This is a genomic window from Ruminococcus sp. (assembly GCF_024684275.1).
This window is the reverse complement of record NZ_JAIKXF010000056.1, coordinates 16,534-33,563: the sequence shown is the minus strand read 5'-3', so window position 1 is coordinate 33,563 and position 17,030 is coordinate 16,534. Positions and strand designations below refer to the sequence as shown.

21 protein-coding genes are annotated in these 17,030 nt (G+C 45.9%); 9 read left to right on the top strand and 12 right to left on the bottom strand.

Annotation, left to right across the window (positions count from 1 at the left end; translation table 11 throughout):
* Positions 1-467 precede the first annotated feature (467 nt).
* Complete coding sequence (locus tag K5677_RS06910) at positions 468-2,354, top strand: hypothetical protein (protein ID WP_296726166.1); 1,887 nt, start codon at positions 468-470, stop codon at positions 2,352-2,354.
* Between the two features lie 441 nt (positions 2,355-2,795).
* A complete protein-coding gene (locus K5677_RS06905; RefSeq protein WP_173458810.1) occupies positions 2,796-2,993 on the top strand; it encodes an alpha/beta-type small acid-soluble spore protein in 198 nt (65 codons plus the stop codon).
* A 45-nt stretch (positions 2,994-3,038) separates the two neighbouring features.
* Here K5677_RS06905 and K5677_RS06900 read toward each other — a convergent pair whose 3' ends face one another.
* The 3 genes from K5677_RS06900 to trmL form a co-directional block, all read right to left on the bottom strand.
* Positions 3,039-3,617, bottom strand: a complete 579-nt coding sequence (locus K5677_RS06900) for a helix-turn-helix transcriptional regulator (RefSeq protein WP_296726163.1) — start codon at positions 3,615-3,617, stop codon at positions 3,039-3,041.
* 176 nt (positions 3,618-3,793) lie between these two features.
* Positions 3,794-4,666 (bottom strand): DegV family protein, encoded by an 873-nt coding sequence (locus tag K5677_RS06895; RefSeq protein WP_296726160.1) that lies wholly within the window; start codon positions 4,664-4,666, stop codon positions 3,794-3,796.
* Positions 4,667-4,679: 13 nt separating this feature from the next.
* Entirely contained in the window at positions 4,680-5,177 is a 498-nt protein-coding gene (gene trmL, locus K5677_RS06890; RefSeq protein ID WP_296726158.1) for a tRNA (uridine(34)/cytosine(34)/5-carboxymethylaminomethyluridine(34)-2'-O)-methyltransferase TrmL, read from the bottom strand.
* A gap of 132 nt (positions 5,178-5,309) precedes the next feature.
* On the opposite strand from trmL, the gene K5677_RS06885 reads away from it, so the two are divergent.
* The gene (locus K5677_RS06885; protein WP_296726156.1) at positions 5,310-5,483 is read left to right on the top strand and encodes a hypothetical protein; all 174 of its coding nucleotides are present in this window, start codon (positions 5,310-5,312) and stop codon (positions 5,481-5,483) included.
* Here K5677_RS06885 and ruvX read toward each other — a convergent pair.
* The 3 genes from ruvX to K5677_RS06870 all read right to left on the bottom strand — a co-directional run bounded on the left by ruvX (position 5,476) and on the right by K5677_RS06870 (position 7,768).
* Entirely contained in the window at positions 5,476-5,904 is a 429-nt protein-coding gene (gene ruvX, locus K5677_RS06880) for a Holliday junction resolvase RuvX (protein ID WP_296726154.1), read from the bottom strand. The two genes, K5677_RS06885 and ruvX, sit on opposite strands and share 8 nt — an antisense overlap.
* 182 nt (positions 5,905-6,086) lie before the next feature.
* The gene (locus K5677_RS06875; RefSeq protein ID WP_296726152.1) at positions 6,087-6,998 is read right to left on the bottom strand and encodes a dihydroorotate dehydrogenase; all 912 of its coding nucleotides are present in this window, start codon (positions 6,996-6,998) and stop codon (positions 6,087-6,089) included.
* The gene (locus K5677_RS06870) at positions 6,998-7,768 is read right to left on the bottom strand and encodes a dihydroorotate dehydrogenase electron transfer subunit (protein ID WP_296726150.1); all 771 of its coding nucleotides are present in this window, start codon (positions 7,766-7,768) and stop codon (positions 6,998-7,000) included. Before K5677_RS06870 ends, K5677_RS06875 begins: the two co-directional genes overlap by 1 nt.
* A gap of 362 nt (positions 7,769-8,130) precedes the next feature.
* Between K5677_RS06870 and K5677_RS06865 the strand changes: the two genes are divergently transcribed.
* Genes K5677_RS06865 through K5677_RS06855 form a run of 3 tightly spaced genes read left to right on the top strand, consistent with a single transcriptional unit; the run spans position 8,131 to position 9,880 of the window.
* On the top strand, positions 8,131-8,697 hold the full coding sequence (locus K5677_RS06865; RefSeq protein ID WP_296726148.1) for a DUF1836 domain-containing protein: 567 nt from the start codon (positions 8,131-8,133) through the stop codon (positions 8,695-8,697).
* A 56-nt stretch (positions 8,698-8,753) separates the two neighbouring features.
* Entirely contained in the window at positions 8,754-8,951 is a 198-nt protein-coding gene (locus K5677_RS06860) for a hypothetical protein (protein WP_296726146.1), read from the top strand.
* 32 nt (positions 8,952-8,983) lie between these two features.
* Positions 8,984-9,880, top strand: a complete 897-nt coding sequence (locus K5677_RS06855; RefSeq protein ID WP_296726145.1) for a prohibitin family protein — start codon at positions 8,984-8,986, stop codon at positions 9,878-9,880.
* A 250-nt stretch (positions 9,881-10,130) separates the two neighbouring features.
* Here the strand turns inward: K5677_RS06855 and K5677_RS06850 are convergent, their stop codons facing one another.
* The 6 genes from K5677_RS06850 to K5677_RS06825 all read right to left on the bottom strand — a co-directional run bounded on the left by K5677_RS06850 (position 10,131) and on the right by K5677_RS06825 (position 14,457).
* Complete coding sequence (locus tag K5677_RS06850; protein ID WP_296726142.1) at positions 10,131-10,928, bottom strand: amidohydrolase family protein; 798 nt, start codon at positions 10,926-10,928, stop codon at positions 10,131-10,133.
* A gap of 6 nt (positions 10,929-10,934) precedes the next feature.
* Complete coding sequence (locus K5677_RS06845; RefSeq protein ID WP_296726140.1) at positions 10,935-11,051, bottom strand: hypothetical protein; 117 nt, start codon at positions 11,049-11,051, stop codon at positions 10,935-10,937.
* Between the two features lie 122 nt (positions 11,052-11,173).
* The gene (locus K5677_RS06840) at positions 11,174-11,605 is read right to left on the bottom strand and encodes a hypothetical protein (protein WP_296726138.1); all 432 of its coding nucleotides are present in this window, start codon (positions 11,603-11,605) and stop codon (positions 11,174-11,176) included.
* A gap of 76 nt (positions 11,606-11,681) precedes the next feature.
* On the bottom strand, positions 11,682-12,638 hold the full coding sequence (locus tag K5677_RS06835; protein ID WP_296726137.1) for an aminoglycoside phosphotransferase family protein: 957 nt from the start codon (positions 12,636-12,638) through the stop codon (positions 11,682-11,684).
* Between the two features lie 172 nt (positions 12,639-12,810).
* A complete protein-coding gene (locus K5677_RS06830) occupies positions 12,811-14,169 on the bottom strand; it encodes a PFL family protein (RefSeq protein WP_296726136.1) in 1,359 nt (452 codons plus the stop codon).
* Between the two features lie 18 nt (positions 14,170-14,187).
* Entirely contained in the window at positions 14,188-14,457 is a 270-nt protein-coding gene (locus K5677_RS06825) for an ACT domain-containing protein (RefSeq protein WP_028515335.1), read from the bottom strand.
* A gap of 218 nt (positions 14,458-14,675) precedes the next feature.
* Here K5677_RS06825 and K5677_RS06820 point away from each other — a divergent pair, with 218 nt between their 5' ends.
* The 3 genes from K5677_RS06820 to K5677_RS06810 are packed head-to-tail and all read left to right on the top strand — an operon-like array spanning position 14,676 to position 17,029.
* Positions 14,676-15,530 (top strand): histidinol-phosphatase HisJ family protein, encoded by an 855-nt coding sequence (locus tag K5677_RS06820; protein ID WP_296726134.1) that lies wholly within the window; start codon positions 14,676-14,678, stop codon positions 15,528-15,530.
* Positions 15,531-15,544: 14 nt separating this feature from the next.
* A complete protein-coding gene (locus K5677_RS06815; RefSeq protein ID WP_296726133.1) occupies positions 15,545-16,528 on the top strand; it encodes a hypothetical protein in 984 nt (327 codons plus the stop codon).
* A 24-nt stretch (positions 16,529-16,552) separates the two neighbouring features.
* Positions 16,553-17,029, top strand: coding sequence for an Lrp/AsnC family transcriptional regulator (locus K5677_RS06810; protein WP_296726131.1), 477 nt, complete (start codon positions 16,553-16,555; stop codon positions 17,027-17,029).
* Position 17,030: the final 1 nt, after the last annotated feature.

The following is a 17,030-nucleotide window of genomic DNA, read 5'->3' as shown; positions in this document are numbered from 1 at the left end:
GCGATGCTATTATCGCTGAAAAAGCTGAACATACACGCCGTATCCGAAAAGTATCAGTCGCTGTTTCAGGTATTGCAGCATCAGCCGCAGCCGCATTCTGTATCTGGCATCTCAAGGATTCAGCCAAATTCATTAACACGTCCCCTGATAACAGTAACATCATCGAAGATTTTACAGAACCTGTTACTTCTCCGACTGCCGAAAAGGCAGCTGCTGTCTTATCAACGACAGCAAGCCATTCATCCGCAGCAGCTTCCGTAACGAAAGCAGGGTCAACAGCTGTTTCTTCAGCAGATGTATCATCATCAAAAACTGAAAAATCATCTGTTAAAGCATCTGCGTCTTCCGCTGCTGTTGACAGGATTATTTCGTCAGCAGCCGTACAGACAGAATTTGTTCCTGTGGAAACTACAGAAACTGTTACAACATATGATCATGAACACCCATTAAACGAAGGGAGAATTATTATGAAACGATTTGCCGCACTTTCAACCGCCTTGCTCATGCTTCCGAATGTATCAGCTGCAAATGCTGCAGCTGCAGAGCCGTTAAAGTATACACGTACAGACAAGTACCCTGATTATATCAAGAATTTGATAACCTGCATTGAAGATTATGATCTGGATATTGACATAAACGACGACGGTAAATTTGACATTTTTGACGCCTATGCAGTTGAACGCAATTGTTTTGACGAACTTCCTGAATATATCGTCAATAATATAAACGCCTGCGAAGAAAAGATAAATGAATTCAAGCAGGCTACAGGCAAGAATGCAAATATCTGTGATATTACGGAATACTTTGTACGTACTCAGCCGGTAAAGCTTGAATACTTTGACCCTAATTACTATATTGACAACTGTCCTGATACATATAATGAACCTGTTCCGCTTGAATATATCAGGCATGATGACGGCGATTTCGATATAATCGATTTCTACGATACAATGTTCTACGAAGAGTCGGACGGTAAGTTTGAAAGACTGAAATACCACGGCAGCGATTCCGCAGACAAGTTAATGTCGCCTATACATAATTTTATAGAATATTATCTCAAATCAGCTATGTGCTATACCAATGCATCATATAATGTGATGGCTGAGCTTATGGATAATGGCTTAGTTGATGCTGATATCGATTCAGACGGTGAGATCGGTTTTGATGACATCATGCTGCTGTATAACTTCCGGGACAAATTCTATGATGATTATTATGAGACCTGTTATGGTTACTGGGACGAAAATGATGAATATCACAGTCTGGAACCGGGGCAGATACATGAAAGAAAGAGAACATATGACGGCTTCCTTGAGGACTATGAAGAATACATTTCTTTCCTGAAGGAAATGCCCCATTATGATGAAAAAACCGAATACACTACCAATCATCCGCTTTCAGAGAGAGAATGGGAAAAGGCAACAAAATTCTATGATACCGCTTCTCAGTATTCGCTCCATTGCTTCGCTGATATTGAGCAGACGCTGTTTATATATTATATAACCAACTATACGAATTTCAGCCCTGAGATCTTTGACAGCAGTTATTATAACAGCGAGGAAAACCATTTCATCAGCTGGGATATATGGGGATATCTCTATAAATACAAGAATATTTACGAAACATACGGCGTAAACGCTGTCAGAAGCCCCGAAGACAAGCCTCTTGATCCGCGGTTCGCAAAATATGACATAGAAAAGATGTTCCCTGAGTATTATGACGCTGTCAAGAAAGGTGAGATCCCTGAGCCTGACATAAACAAGGACGGAAAGACCGACATTCAGGATTATGCATTTTTCAAGGATCTCTTTACTGAGATACCGGCGCCTGAAGATCCTTCATACTTTATCTATGCGAAAATAGATGCACCTCAGGAAGTACGTGACGCTTTCAATAACGATTACGACTTTAACAATAACGGTGTCAGCTGTGATATCGGAGAACTTGAGTGTATAGAGCTTTACATTGCAAAGGCTGTAGGAGCTTCGGATTATGATGACATACTCGATATGCTCGACAAGTATTATGCAGAAAATCCGTCCCTTGATCCTATTGCAATAATAAATGAAGAAATAAAAAACATGAATGATCCGCAGACAGAAGAAAAAATCAATGAGGAAGAAAATGAAATAATCAGCTACATGAGCTCCCTTGACCTGTTCAAAACCGTAACAGGTGATTCCAATATCGACGGAAACGTGGATATGTCCGATGTGGTATTAATAATGCAGTCTCTATCCAATCCTAATAAATACAAACTGACTCCGCAGGGAAGAAAAAATGCCGATCACGATGACAACGGCGTTACCAACGCAGATGCACTTGCTGTACAGATGGGACTTCTCGGTTTATAAAAACTTTTTAGTGTTCATATATTACATCTGATCGGTGTAGACAAAGCAAAGATACTGACAAAAGAAGATATACTTGATAGAATCCTAAATGGTGAATTTTCATGCTTTATTGAGCTGCATTCCGAGACAAGAGGCGATATTATTTATATCCCGGAACTGGAAATAAAAATCAAACCATATGTCTGGGAAGTCAAGGAAAGAATAGTAAACATCAGCTTTGATATGTACAGTGATGTATTGAAAGAATAATTTGTCCAACCGCAGGAGAAGTGCAGGAAAAATAAAGTTGAGAATAACTATATCTTTTGTCGGAGCATGAGCCATGATTTTTATTTTTGTCGGTTATGCTGCATTTTGAACATTAATTTCCATGTAATAAAAAATTATTGCAGAGCCATAATACTACCACGGCATCAAATTATTTTTAAGGAGATAACAGAAATGAGCAATAACAGCAATAACAAGGGCGTAATGACAGAAAAGGGCAGAGAGGCTCTCGAAAGATTCAAGATGGAGTCTGCAAACGAGCTCGGTATCAACCTCAAGCAGGGCTATAACGGTGATCTTACTTCACGTGAGGCAGGCTCTATCGGCGGCAGCATGGTAAAGAAGATGATCGATTCTTATAAGATGCAGTAACAGCACCTATAAAGCAAAAGGGAACGCAGCAGCGTTCCCTTTTTGTTACTTAATGATATATCCGATAATGGCACACACCATAAGCACAACCATTGCAGAGATCATACCATATACGACCTTCATGCCTGTATGATTGGCATTTTTGATACGTTCAGCGGATATCTCGTCAAGAGGCTTGCCATCCATGAAAGCAGATATCTCCCTGTAGGTCTGGATATTGTTCTCCTTTTTCATTTTCTCGATCTTTACGGCTGTGAATATGGAAACTGCAAAGATAATGCCCCATATCACTCCGCCAAGCCAGCCAAGATACTTCATCAGCGGCAGCGGTGACAATACCATAATAAGGTATTCTGCGGCAAGAAGCCACGTCGTTTTGTTGAATTTCTTCACATCATCTGTTTTGATCTCGTTTTTCATAGTTTCAACATCTCCTTTAACTAATTCGTCAAGAGATATATTGAAAAGCTTGCTAAGTATCAGAAGGCTGTGTATGTCAGGATAGCTCTTGCCGTTTTCCCAGCTTGATACAGTCTGTCGGCTGACATATGCTTTTTCGGCAAGTGACTCCTGTGACCACTTCAGTATTCCGCGATACTTTTTGATCTGATTTCCGATCTCCATTTTTTCCTCCTCAGAGTTATTTCTCTTGACTGAACTCACTATACCATACCGCACATGGGATTGCTACCAAAGCGGCTTTACAATAAGCGAAAAAAGTGTAAGAATCTGCTGACATATCTATGTAAAGATAGCTTTACATGGCGAAATACAGGCGTTTATCGCAGGTACTGAAAAAATCACTTGTTTTTGCGCCTTACCAGTACAGCCACCAGGTCGGGACCTATATTCGAGGTAACAACAGCACCTATGCTGCCGAACATTTCAGACTTTCTGCCTGTCTTTTTGGCAAGCTCCTTTTCGACCTCCTTAGCCACTGTGTCGTCCCTGCCGTGGAGCATGATATAAGGAGTCTGAGGTGTCATATTCTTCTCAACTATCTCAACAAGCTTAGGAACGATGTTCTTTTCGCCTCTTATCTTGTCAACGGTCTCGGTATTGCCGTCAGCAAACATGATAACGGGCTTTAATCCAAGAAGCTCACCTGCAAATGCTTTAGCGGCTGAGATGCGTCCTGATTTTTTTGCATATTTGAGAGTAAATGGTACAGCGTAGATAGCGCAGACGTCGAACCAGTCCTCAAGATAAGCAACTATCTCCTCGGGCTCAGCGCCGCGGCGGATCTTTTTTGCGGCTTCCATAACGGGATAGCCGTAGAAAAGGGTATAGCACTTTGAGTCGATATTGTAAATGCGCATTTTTCCCTCAGCCTCGGGATTATTGTCGAAAAAGTCATTTTTTGCTATGACTGAGTTATTGAATGTACCTGAACCCTTTGAGTTTATAGATACGCTGATAATATCGGTGTATCCCTTTTCAAAGAGCTCCTTGTAGGTCTCCTCAAAGGTTACGGGAGAGATCTGAGAGTGCTTAGGGATCTCGTCTGTGGTTTCGAGAAGCTCATAGAATTCCTTTGTTGACTTGTCGTACATCTCTCTGAAGCTCTCGCCTCCTACGGTGAGAGTAAAGGGAAGCACCTTTATCCCAAGCTCCTTTACTGTTTCTTTGGGAAGATCACAGCATGAATCTGTGAGTATAGCTATTTTTCTCATAATTTTGTCTCCTTTACCATTCGTATTTTGTAAGCTTTCCCTCACGGGAAAGGTCGGGGTAGTCCCACTGCCTCAGGACCTCATATACCGCTATAGCCACGGAATTTGAGAGATTGAGGCTGCGCAGCTCATTGCGCATAGGTATCCTTACACAGCTCCCGGGATTATCGCGGAGAAGCTCCTCGGGAAGTCCCTTGTCCTCCCGTCCGAAAATGAGGTAGGAATTATCGGGATATGCCGCTTCACTGTGGACGTGAAGTCCCTTTGTGGTGAAGTAGAAGAAATGACCGCCTTTGTTTTTCCCGAAGAAATCCGCAAGGCTGTCATAATAGGTGATGTCCAGCTTGTCCCAGTAGTCCAGACCTGCACGTTTAAGGTGCTTGTCGCTTACCTCGAAGCCCAGCGGACGGACGAGGTGAAGTCTTGCTCCCGTAACGGCGCAGGTTCGGGAGATATTTCCCGTATTCTGCGGTATCTGCGGTTCTACAAGGACGATATTGAGATTTTGCATAGTTCTCCTTTGAATATGATCATTTTCGAATAATTTTTCGCAGCTTTCTTTTATTCGTCGGTATACTTAGGCGTATTTTTCAGATAATATTACTGTCCGCGCTGCGGATAATAAATAACGGAGCATTATGGTATGAATATGAAATCACTTGCTAAGGGTGCGGCTGCGGGAGCAGTAGTTGGCTTTGCCTGCTATGCGCTGTCAAATGCCCGTCCTATGAAGAAAATGAGCATAAAGCGCGACGCAGGGAAAACTCTCAAAGCCGCAGGAAATCTGCTTGACGATATAAAATCGGTGCTTATGTAGGCTCGCCAGAGTTGCGTCTGTAGCCCAAATAGCTCTCGAGGATAAGCACTGCTGCCACTGCGTCAACGACGGCCTTGCGTTTTTTGCCGCGTGTGTTGGTGACATTCAGCGCATTATGGGCTGAAACAGTGGTGCAGCGCTCGTCCCAGAGCTTAACGGCAATCCCTGTGAGCTTTTCCAGCTCCTCTGCGAAGAGCTTGCATTTTTCGGCTCTTTCGCCAACTGTTCCGTTCATATTCATGGGATAGCCCACCACTATCTGCTCAGCGCGCTGTTCCTTTGCGAGAGCAGCGGTCTTTTCAATACATTTTGTGAAGTCCTTTTCGGCGATCACCGTCACGGGAGAGGCTATCATTTCGCTTTTACCGCAGACAGCGATACCCGTTCTTGCGTCGCCGAAGTCAACTGACATTATTATCATTGTATTTTTCCTTTGTAATATTGTAGGGGACGGCGTCCTCGACGTCCCATTAAAGGGACGCCTTCGTTATTTGGGCGCTGCCCAAACCCACAAGGGCTGTCAGCCCTTGACCTGACCAAAGGAACACAGTCCCTTTGGAATCCCGTTCATGGGTTCCGCAAGTTACTACGCTAAATTTTGATTTACCACGGCTTTACCGTGCCGATTATATCCTTTACGGAAGAGATGCCCTTGCTGTCGAGCCATTCGTCCATTTCCTCAACTATCCTTACAGGGGCATATGGGTCTGTGAATATAGCTGCACCAACTTGTACAGCGCTTGCGCCTGCCATCATGAGCTCGATAGCGTCACGTCCCGAGGACACGCCGCCCATGCCGATAACAGGGATATTGACAGCGTTTGCTACCTGCCATACCATGCGTACAGCAATAGGGAACACCGCAGGACCGCTCATTCCGCCCACATTGTTGCGGAGTATCGGTCTGCCTGTGTTGATGTCTATCCTCATGCCGAGGAGAGTGTTTATCAGCGATACTGCGTCAGCTCCCGCTGCTTCAACAGACTTTGCGATGTCAGCAATGCTTGTAACATTTGGTGAGAGCTTTACCACGAGAGGTTTTTTTGTAGCTGCGCGTACTCGCTTTGTTACCTCAGCAGCCATTTCGCAGCTTGTGCCGAATGCCGCGCCGCCCTGCTTGACATTGGGGCAGGAGATATTCAGCTCTATCATATGCACATCTGTGGAGTCAAGTTTTGCTGCGACCTCTGCGCACTCGTCGGGAGTTGAGCCTGCGATATTTGCAAGGACAACAAGGTCCTTAGTGAGCAGATATGGGAGCTCAGTCTCGATAAAATGGTCTATGCCGGGGTTTTGCAGACCAACGGAATTGAGCATACCCGAGGGAGTTTCAGCAATTCTCGGAGCAAGGTTGCCTGTGCGGAGATGTAATGTAGTTCCCTTTGTGGCGATACCTCCCAGCTTGTCAAGAGGGAAGAGCTCCTCATATTCGCGTCCGTAGCCGAATACTCCCGAAGCAGGGATAATAGGATTTTTAAAGTCTGTGCCGCAGACCTTTACAGAAAGATCAGCCATTACCAGAGCACCTCCTCAGCATTGAATACAGGACCGTCCTTGCAGACGTGAGCGAAATATTCCTCGTTGTTTCTCTTTGTGCGGCAGGCACAGCCCAGACAGGCACCGATACCGCAAGCCATGCGTTCCTCAAGAGAGATCTCGCAGAATATATTGTTTTCCTTACATATTGCGGCTATGCCTTTCAGCATGGGCATAGGTCCGCAGGCGTATACCGCGTCGATACTGCCTTTTTCGGCAAGCTCCCTGAAGGGCTGAGTTACAAAGCCGTGAATACCAGCGGAGCCGTCATCGGTGCAGAGGATAGTCTCAGCGCCTGTTTTGCGGAGATCATCCTGAAGGATAACAGCACAGGCATTCCTGAAGCCGCTTATGGCAACAGCCTTTTCGCCGTATGCTTTAGCAAGGGGCAGCATGGGTGGTGTACCGATACCGCCGCCGATGAGGACTACCTTTTTAAAGTTATTATTGACTGTGAAGCCATGCCCGAGAGGTGCAAGCATATCAATCAGGTCGCCCTGATTGAGCTTTGCTATTTCGCCAGTTCCCTCGCCGCGTATCTCGAAAACTATGCGGATAGTGCCTTTTTCCTTGTCTATGCCGCAGATAGAGATAGGTCTGCGGAGGGTATAGCCCTTTGCTCTTATATGTACGAACTGCCCTGGAGCTGCCACAGCTGCCACCTCTGGACAGGCTATGGTGAAGCTGTATATCTCACGGGCAATAGCGGATTTTTCTTTTACAATGTATTGTCCCTGTATGTATTTCATATTGACCTCCTTTTTAAAATCAAAATTTAATGATGTAGGGGCGCACAATGTGCGCCCGCAAACATACACATCAATTTTGACACGGGCGAACAATGTTCGCCCCTACAATACCAATTTTTCGGGACGCCAAAGGCGTTAAATTATGATTTATACTATTATATCACATTGTCGGGGAATTATCAAGATATTGTTTGCGCCAGTGAAAACGCAAGAAAAAATGCGAAAAAGTTTGAAAAACTGCAAAACGGTAAGATAAATCCCAAAAAACATTAGAAAATGTGTAAAAACGTCCTCGGATTATACTTGAAGTTCGTATGAACCTGTGATATAATCATATCATCACAGGAAAGGAGATAACGACTATGAACAGGCTTATCCCTGGTACTACAATGAAGTTTACCGAACAGGCAAGAGAATCAGCGTTTTCGCTTATTTCTCCCGTTCTTGAAGCTACAGGCGGTCTTACGCTTTCTCAGCTGTCAAAGCTTACAGGTCTGGAGGGCACGACCATTCAGAACTGGATAAAGCGCGGCTGGGTCTCGGCTACAAAGGGCAAGAAATACTCGGAAAAACAGATACTGCGCATACTTCTTATCAATATGCTCCGCAAGGCTATGAAGCTGGAGGACATTGCTAATCTTATGCACTATATCAACGGTGATGTTGAGGACACATCAGATGATATTATTGAGGATATACTTCTTTATGATATCTTTTGCAGGATAATCTTCACCGCTGAGGACGAGGGTGCCTTTGATACAGACCATATCAAGTCGCTCGTTGCCCGTGAGGTAGCGGAAAATACTAAGGAAATAGCAGATGACGAAAAGCTTAAAAAGGCTCTGTATGTCATGGTAATGGGGTACCGCAGCGGCTGTCTCAGGACGGAAATGGAAAAGGGACTTGAAGTAATACTTGACGAAATGTAAGGTTTAGGGGTAAACATTACGGATATACGATATAGGAATTATGTGAGGTTTGGAAAATGAATGTTGTAACTGCAATACTTATGAGCAAAAAGAAAATAATCAAGCTTTTTGAGGTATCAAAGGCGTTTTCGGCAGACAGTGCCAAGACGCTTCATGAAATGGGTATCTATAATCCCGAGGCTACATTCGAGCTTCTATATGACAATGTTATATCGGCAACAGAGGACGGAAAGTATTATCTTAACAGGAATTAAAATACAGCAAACAGTTAAAAAGGAGAATAATTATGGGTGTTAATGTGAGAGAAATAAACGGAAACAATTCGGCTAAGAAGCCGAGCTTCAAGGGCGTAAAATGGATAATCGCAGGAGCTGTTGCAATTCTTGCGGCAGCAAATGCCTTTACAATAGTCCCCGCAGGTAATACAGGCGTAGTTCTCACGCTTGGCGAGGTCTCCGCAAATCCGCTGTCAGAGGGATTCCACATAAAAGCTCCCTTTGTTCAGACCGTAGAGAAAATGTCCAACAAGATACAGGTCTATGAGACACCTGCTCCCGCAGTTTCCAAGGACCTTCAGACTGTAAGCAGCAGCATCGCTGTAAACTACAGGCTCGTTTCGGACAAGTCGCCTGATATGTACAAGAATGTAGGCATTGATTACCAGACCATACTCATCGCACCTGTTGTTCAGGAGTGCATGAAGTCTGCAACTGCCAAGTATAACGCAGAACAGCTCATCACAGAGCGTGAATCTGTAAGCAACGAGGTCAAGACAGCTCTTGACAGCAAGCTCAACAACTACGGTATCTATATAGAAAAGTTCAATATCGTCAACTTCGATTTCTCGCCTGAGTTCAATACAGCTATCGAAGCAAAGCAGGTAGCTGAGCAGAATCTCCTCAAGACAAAGACAGAGCAGGAGCAGGCTAAGGTCGTTGCAAAGACTGAGGCTGAAAAGAAGGTCATCGCTGCCAATGCTGAGGCAGAAGCTATTCTCGCTCAGGCACAGGCTCAGGCTGACGCAAATAAGCTCCTTGAGGAGTCTCTTTCAAGCAAGGTCATCGCTTACGAACAGATACAGAAGTGGGACGGTGTAATGCCTAAGGTAACAGGCAAGGACGGCGGATTGCTCATAGACGTAAATATCGACGATAAGACTGCACAAAGCGGTCAGACCAACTAACTGATAATATCATACGGGGGGCATAAACGCTGCTCTCGGAGCAGCAATACATAGCTTCTTTCTCCGACAAGGGGCGGAGAAAGGAACTCATCTGACCAAGATAGGGATAGGGGCTCGGTCAATAAAAGAGCTCCAAAGAAAAAAGTGCGGAGTCTGGGGGACTGCCGCACGTTGGGGTAAACATTATTTTATATTACGGAGATTTTCCGAAAGCTTATGTAGGGGTACATAAGCTTTTTTCTTTTTGCGTTCATATCCCCAGCAGCTTTTCAGCGTTTATGTGGAATATCAGCTCCTTTTCTCTATCAGACAGGAGCAGGCGGTTTATCATAGCTATTTCGTTGGCAGGCTCGTCCCAGGGACAGTCGCTGCCGAAGAGCACTCGCTCAGCGCCCTGCTTCTTTATAATGCGCAGAAGCTGCTCGTCCTCGATATACCGCGATATAACGCTTACGTCGAACCAAAGGTTCTCAAATCTGCCTGCTGTGTATTTTTCAATGTCGTCCCATAGTTTCATTCCGCCGAGGTGTGCGGCAACTATTTTCAGCTCAGGGAATGTCCTTGCAACAGCCGCAAAGCTCTGGGGAGTTGCCCTTATTATATCTTCCGAGTACGGGTCCCAGCCGCCGTGGAATACGGCGATAAGTCCAAGCTCCGCTATTTTTTCATAAATGGGGAACATTCTCTCCTCGTCGGGGAAGAAATCCTGATATTCCGAGTGGAATTTGACTCCGCAGAGCCCGAGGGAGCGTATCCTTTCCAGTTCTTCTATGGCGTTTTCGGCGGCAGGGTGAACTGTTCCGCAGCAGAAAAGTCCTCCGCCCATTACAGAAGCAGCCCAATTGTTGATAGTCTCCTGCTGTGAGGGCTTTGTTGCTACAGGAAGCAGAAGTGCACGGTCTATGCCGTTATCGGCAAGCTTGCGGCGAAGTCCGCCTATAGTTCCGTCTGTGGCAGGCTGTATACCGCTGGTAAGGGCAAGTCCCTCAATGGCGCGGTTTGCCAGTGTATCGGTAAATGCATGAGTATGAAAATCAAAATATCTCATTATCCATCACTCCATTACGTGCTCTGCTGCATGATAAGAAATGGTCTTACTGTCGCGTCGTGAGTTCATGTGACGAGCCTGCTTCATAACTCTCAGCTGATGCGATATAGCCGACTGTGTCATGCCCGGAGGACGCATTATACCGCAGATGCACGGCTTCGTCGGGTATTGCCCATGCAGCCTTGTCAGCAATAACCTTGTGAACTCTGTGAGAACCGCAAATGTGTTCGTCCATGAGGAGCTCTTTATCTCAGGATCAGTATAACTGCCGCAGCCGTGGCGATAGTCAGCAGAAAGCCGATAGTGCAGGTGGCGCAGGCGAATTTATCGTAAACGAATTTCTTGTTTTTTGTCAGAAAGACCGTTGAGGTTTTATCGCTGCGGTAGAGCTTGCTGCGCAGCAGTCCCTCCTCGGGGAAAACGTTGGGATATTCGGTGCCGTCGATGGTGTAGTAGGCTACCCTGAAGGTGCTTCGGGGACTATTGTCGATACGAGAGAACACAGCTTTGTGCTTTTTTGTAAAGAGCAGACGCACAAAAAAGAAGCACAGCAGTCCCAGTGAAGCAGCGTAGATAAGTCCCACAAGGGCAGCTGCCGCCGCAATGAGATATATTGCCTTTACGCCGATAATAAGGCAAAGAACCACTATTATCGCTATGACGAGAATAAACTCCATAAAACGTCCCCCCTTTTTCGCTTTATATATACATTCTAACATATTTCACGAAAAATAGCAATAAGAACAGCTATGCTTATTCAAAATATTCATAAATTATTTCTTTTATTTCGGTTTCGTGAGAGCTGAACATTTCCAGCTGCACTAATAGCTCCTCTGCACGGGCGATACAGTCTGCGGAGGTCTTTCCGCGGAAGTATTTGTTTTCACGCTTTGAGTCGGAGAGATACCTGACGGCAAGCTCTCCTGTCAGACATAAAATACCGTAATACAGGGAATCAGTCTCGTCCTTGCCAAGTATGCCTTTAAGTCCCTGTGAAAAGCCCTTTGTTATGTCACGAACTGCACTGAGGTCAGCGCTCGTGCCTCGGCACACTGAGCGCACAAGGTCACCGTAGTCAATGGCGGCATAGCCGTACATTACGGTATCAAGGTCGATTATACAGGCAGGGGAGCCTGATATGATATTGTCAGGCTTTGCGTCGCCGTGAATGACGCGTTTATTAAGTTTATCTGTGAATATTTGTCCAAGCTTAACGCGGAGAGCGTCCAGTCGGCGCATGGTGTCGGGGACTGTGCCGCCCAGCGCAGTAAGCTCCGCAAAGTATCTGCCGAAATCGTGAAAGCCATCAATGGCGGGCGTTTTGTTCAGCGCAGTTCCGTCCATGATACGTATAAATTCTCCGAAATGCCGTCCCGCTGCCGCGGCATCAGCCGCGGCTTCTGCGGTCGCCGCGATATATCTGTAGATACGCCATAATTCACCGTCGGCGACCGCATAGTTTTTATCGCCGCAGGCGATAAAATGCGGGACGGCAATGTCATTTTCAGCCGCAAAAGCAGCTTCAATGCGGCTGATGTTGTCCATGACGGCTTCGGGAGCATAAAAAACATCCCTGTTCAGAGACTGGAGAATGTATTTCTCACCGCCGCATATTGCGAGAAAAGTCCGGTTTATGTGACCTTTGTTCAGTTCGGTCAGCTGTGAAGCTTCGGGAAGACCGAAAAGCTGAGGAATATTATGAATATCCATATACGTTCCTTTCAAAAGAGCGGAATTAAAAAGGGCGGATAATATCCGCCCCTATAAGTGGTTTTATGTTATTTTGCCCAGTAATGTGCTGTAAGCGATGTAAAATCTGCATTGTTGGAAGAGTGAGCGAGTTTACGAGCGTCAGCGTGGCAAGGGTGCGGCGGCTCGCCGCTTAGTTTTTCAGGCTCTGCATAGGTGCAGGGATACGTCCGCCGCGGTTGATGAACTTTGCAGATGACTTCTCTCTGATAGGCATAACAGGACCGCTTCCCAGCAGGCCGCCGAATTCGAGGGTGTCGCCCTCCTTTTTGCCGATAGCAGGGATAAGACGTACAGCGGTGGTCTTGGAGTTTACCATGCCGATAGCAGCTTCGTCTGCGATGATAGCAGAAATGGTCTCGGGTGCTATTTCGCCCGGAACAACTATCATATCAAGTCCAACAGAGCATACAGCAGTCATAGCTTCAAGCTTTTCAAGGCTGAGAACGCCTGCAACTGCGGCGTCTATCATGCCTGCGTCCTCTGATACAGGGATAAATGCGCCCGAAAGTCCGCCGACTGTTGACGAAGCCATTACGCCGCCCTTCTTGACAGCGTCGTTGAGCATTGCCAGACAAGCGGTAGTTCCGTGAGTTCCGCACATCTCAAGTCCCATTTCCTCAAGGATATGAGCAACACTGTCGCCGATGGCAGGTGTAGGAGCAAGCGAAAGGTCAACGATACCGAAAGGTACGCCGAGAAGCTCAGAAGCTCTTGCGCCTACAAGCTGTCCCATACGGGTTATCTTGAATGCAGTCTTCTTGATGATGTCTGCAATTTCGTTTATAGAGGCGTCAGGGTACTTTGTAAGAGCTGCACGTACAACTCCTGGGCCTGATACACCTACGTGTATCTCGCAGTCAGGCTCGCCTACGCCGTGGAAGGCTCCTGCCATGAAGGGGTTATCCTCAACGGCATTGCAGAATACCACAAGCTTTGCAGGTCCGATACAGTCGCGGTCTGCTGTCTTTATGGCAGCCTCCTTGACTATCTGTCCCATGAGCTTTACAGCGTCCATGTTGATACCTGACTTTGTAGAGCCGATATTTACTGATGAGCAGATGTTCTGAGTAACGTCAAGAGCCTCGGGGATAGACTTGATGAGAGCCATATCTCCTGCGCTGAAGCCCTTGTGTACCAGTGCCGAATAGCCTCCGATGAAGTTTACTCCGCAGGTGTCGGCTGCTCTCTGGAGAGCCTTTGCGAACTTTACGGGATCACCGTCAGGGCAGGCAGCTGCAAGCATAGCTATTGGAGTTACCGAAATACGCTTATTTACGATAGGTATGCCGTACTCCTTCTCTATCTGCTGACCTACGGGAACGAGGTTTCCTGCCTTTGTGACTATCTTATTGTAGACCTTCTCGCAGGCCTTGTCTATATCCGTGTCGATACAGTCAAGAAGCGATATACCCATAGTTATTGTACGGATATCAAGGCATTCGTCCTGTATCATTCGGATAGTTTCAAGTATGTTATATACATTAAGCATTTAACGGACTTCCTTTCATCAGACACTGTGCATTGAATTGAATATATCCTCGTGCATTGTGTGGATAGAGAGTCCCAGCTCAGTGCCGAGGGCTGTCATTCTGTCAACAAGCTCTGAGAAATCTCCCTTGATAGCTGAAATATCCACCAGCATTATCATAGCGAACATATCCTGAAGAACGCTCTGTGTTACTTCTATAACGTTTACGTTGTATTCAGCGCAGATACCGCTTACCTTGTGCAGTATACCTACAGTGTCCTTGCCAATTACAGTTACAACTGCTCTCATAGTAAAAAAACCTCCGTTTTGTTGTTGTTCGGGTTGCTCCGAATGATTGATATAATTATAACACACTGCGGATAAAAAAGCAACAGCCACAGCGAAAAATTTCCGTTAATGTTTTTTTTCGTAAAAGTATTGCAGAACAGGAAAATTTACGCTGCACAGCTTGCTATTCAGAAGCTTATGTGTTATAATAGTAGAATATAACAAAAGGGGCTGAGACAATGAAACTTATGGACTGTCACACGCATACGCAGTTTTCTGTGGATTCCGAGGCTGATATTGACCTCTGCGTCAGTCGAGCCGCGGAGCTGGGACTTGCCGCATATGCCATTACCGACCACTGTGAGTGCAACTGCTGGTACGAAAAGGCACATTATCCCGAGGATACATGGTATCTCCGTGAGAGCTTTGACTACGCGGCGGACTTCGAGAATTCCGTTTCGGCGGTGACTGCGCTGAAGGAAAAATATGAGGGAAAGCTCAACCTTATCTGCGGCGTGGAGCTGGGACAGATACTCCATGATACTGAGGCGGCAAAGATCGTAAACGCTGACAGCAGAGTAGATTTTATTATTGGCTCTGTTCATCAGGTCATGGGAGAGCTGGATTTCTACTTCATCGAATACGAAAAAATGACAATGGACGAGATATATGCCCTTCTGGAGCGCTATTTCAAGGAAGTTCACGAAATGAGCAAAAACGGATTCTTTGACGTTGTCGGCCACATTACCTACTGCCTGCGATATATGAAGCAGAGACACGGTATCGAAGCTGATATAAGCCGATATGACGACATTATCGCTGAGACCTTCCGCAATCTTGCTCACAACGGCAAGGGAATAGAGATAAATACCTCGGGACTGAGACAGGGCTTCGGTGACTGCTTCCCAAGTCTTAAATACGTTAAGATGTTCCGTGATATGGGCGGAGAGATAATAAGCTTCGGCTCGGATTCACACACAGTTGAGGACATCGGAGCCAATATCGCTGACGGTATGAGGATAGCACGAGCGGCAGGATTTACCCGTGGTGCATATTTTAAGAAAAGAAGTCCTTATTTCATAGATATTGAGTAAAAGGGGGGCATAATATGCTTAAAAACAGAGCCTTTGCTTTTGCGGCGGCGCTTCTGATGACAGCAGCTGCTGCGGGCTGCGGAAAAACTGAGCCTGCGGTTGGAACTGAACCCGAAGCCACAACGGCCGTTCAGACTGAGGAGCCTTCCACTGCGTCGCCGACTGAGAAAGCGTCCGATAAGGACGGTAAGGGCGTTGACCTGACCTTTGGTATGCTGGGCTATGTGAAGAAAAGTAAAAAATCCTCGGCAAATGCCAATGCCTCTACACTATATAAGGCGATAACCACTGTTCTCGTTGATAAGGAGCAGAAGGTTTCGGATAATGTCATATACTCCCATACCGACGGTACTGATGAGCTTAATAAATATATGCACGATACCTATTATTCTCCCGAGGATGATATAGAGTATATCATGTCTGCGGACGATAACGGCTATCCTCAGTGGGTTTTGTGCAGCAAAAACACCAAAAAGGACGATTATGTGGGAGTTTTCGGCAATAACAGCCGAGCCGACGAGCTCAGGGAGATGAACTGGGCTGATGTGCTTAAAATGTTCGGCTATGAGCAGGGGGAGTACTCCGAGGTAAGGCTGGAAAAGTTTGAATACAATACCGAACCTGTCACTGCGCAGGGAACAGCTCTTGATCTTGATGATCCCGATGTTATGGAGTCATGTATGCTTGCAAGCACTATCGGCTGGGAATATAACCGCGGCATACCTGATATGCCTCTTTACCTCTACGGCAAATGGAGCAAGGATACGCAGTTTACTGCTGATCTTGACTGGGAAGTCCCTGAGCACGGCGATATAGAGTTTATCCTTGAGATGTACGGCAGTGATGTCGGCAGAGTGCTTTGCTGGGACACAGCACGCGACAAGAAGTACGTTGGCGATTCCGATATGGGGTACGGATATAACAGCTTTGCAGGCAGGACATGGGACGAGTTACTTGAATATTTCGGCTATAAACAGGGTGAATACGTTGAATATTAATATATAATGAAAGGAACTGATACTATGAAAGATATTATAAAAATATTACAGCAGAATGCCCGTATATCAAATACGGCTCTAGGCGAAATGCTGGGGATTTCGGCGGAGGAAGCTGCCGCTGAGATAGAAAAGCTTGAAAAGGACGGAGTTATCAAGGGCTACAGCGTTATTGTGGATGACGACCTTTATGACAAATCCACTGTTTATGCTACTATCGAGCTTAAAGTAACTCCACAGCGTGACTGCGGATTTGACGATATAGCAAAGACTATAATGATGTATGATGAGGTAGAGAGCGTAAGCCTTATGTCATCGGGAGCTTACGATCTTGCTGTTGAGGTCAAGGGAAATGACCTCAAGGACGTTGCTTTCTTTGTATCAGAGAGACTTGCTACAATTGACGGCATTCTTTCGACTTCTACACACTTTATTCTCAAAAAATACAAGGAAAAGGGCATATTCATCGACGGTGAAGAGCCTGACGAAAGGGGACTCGGCTGAT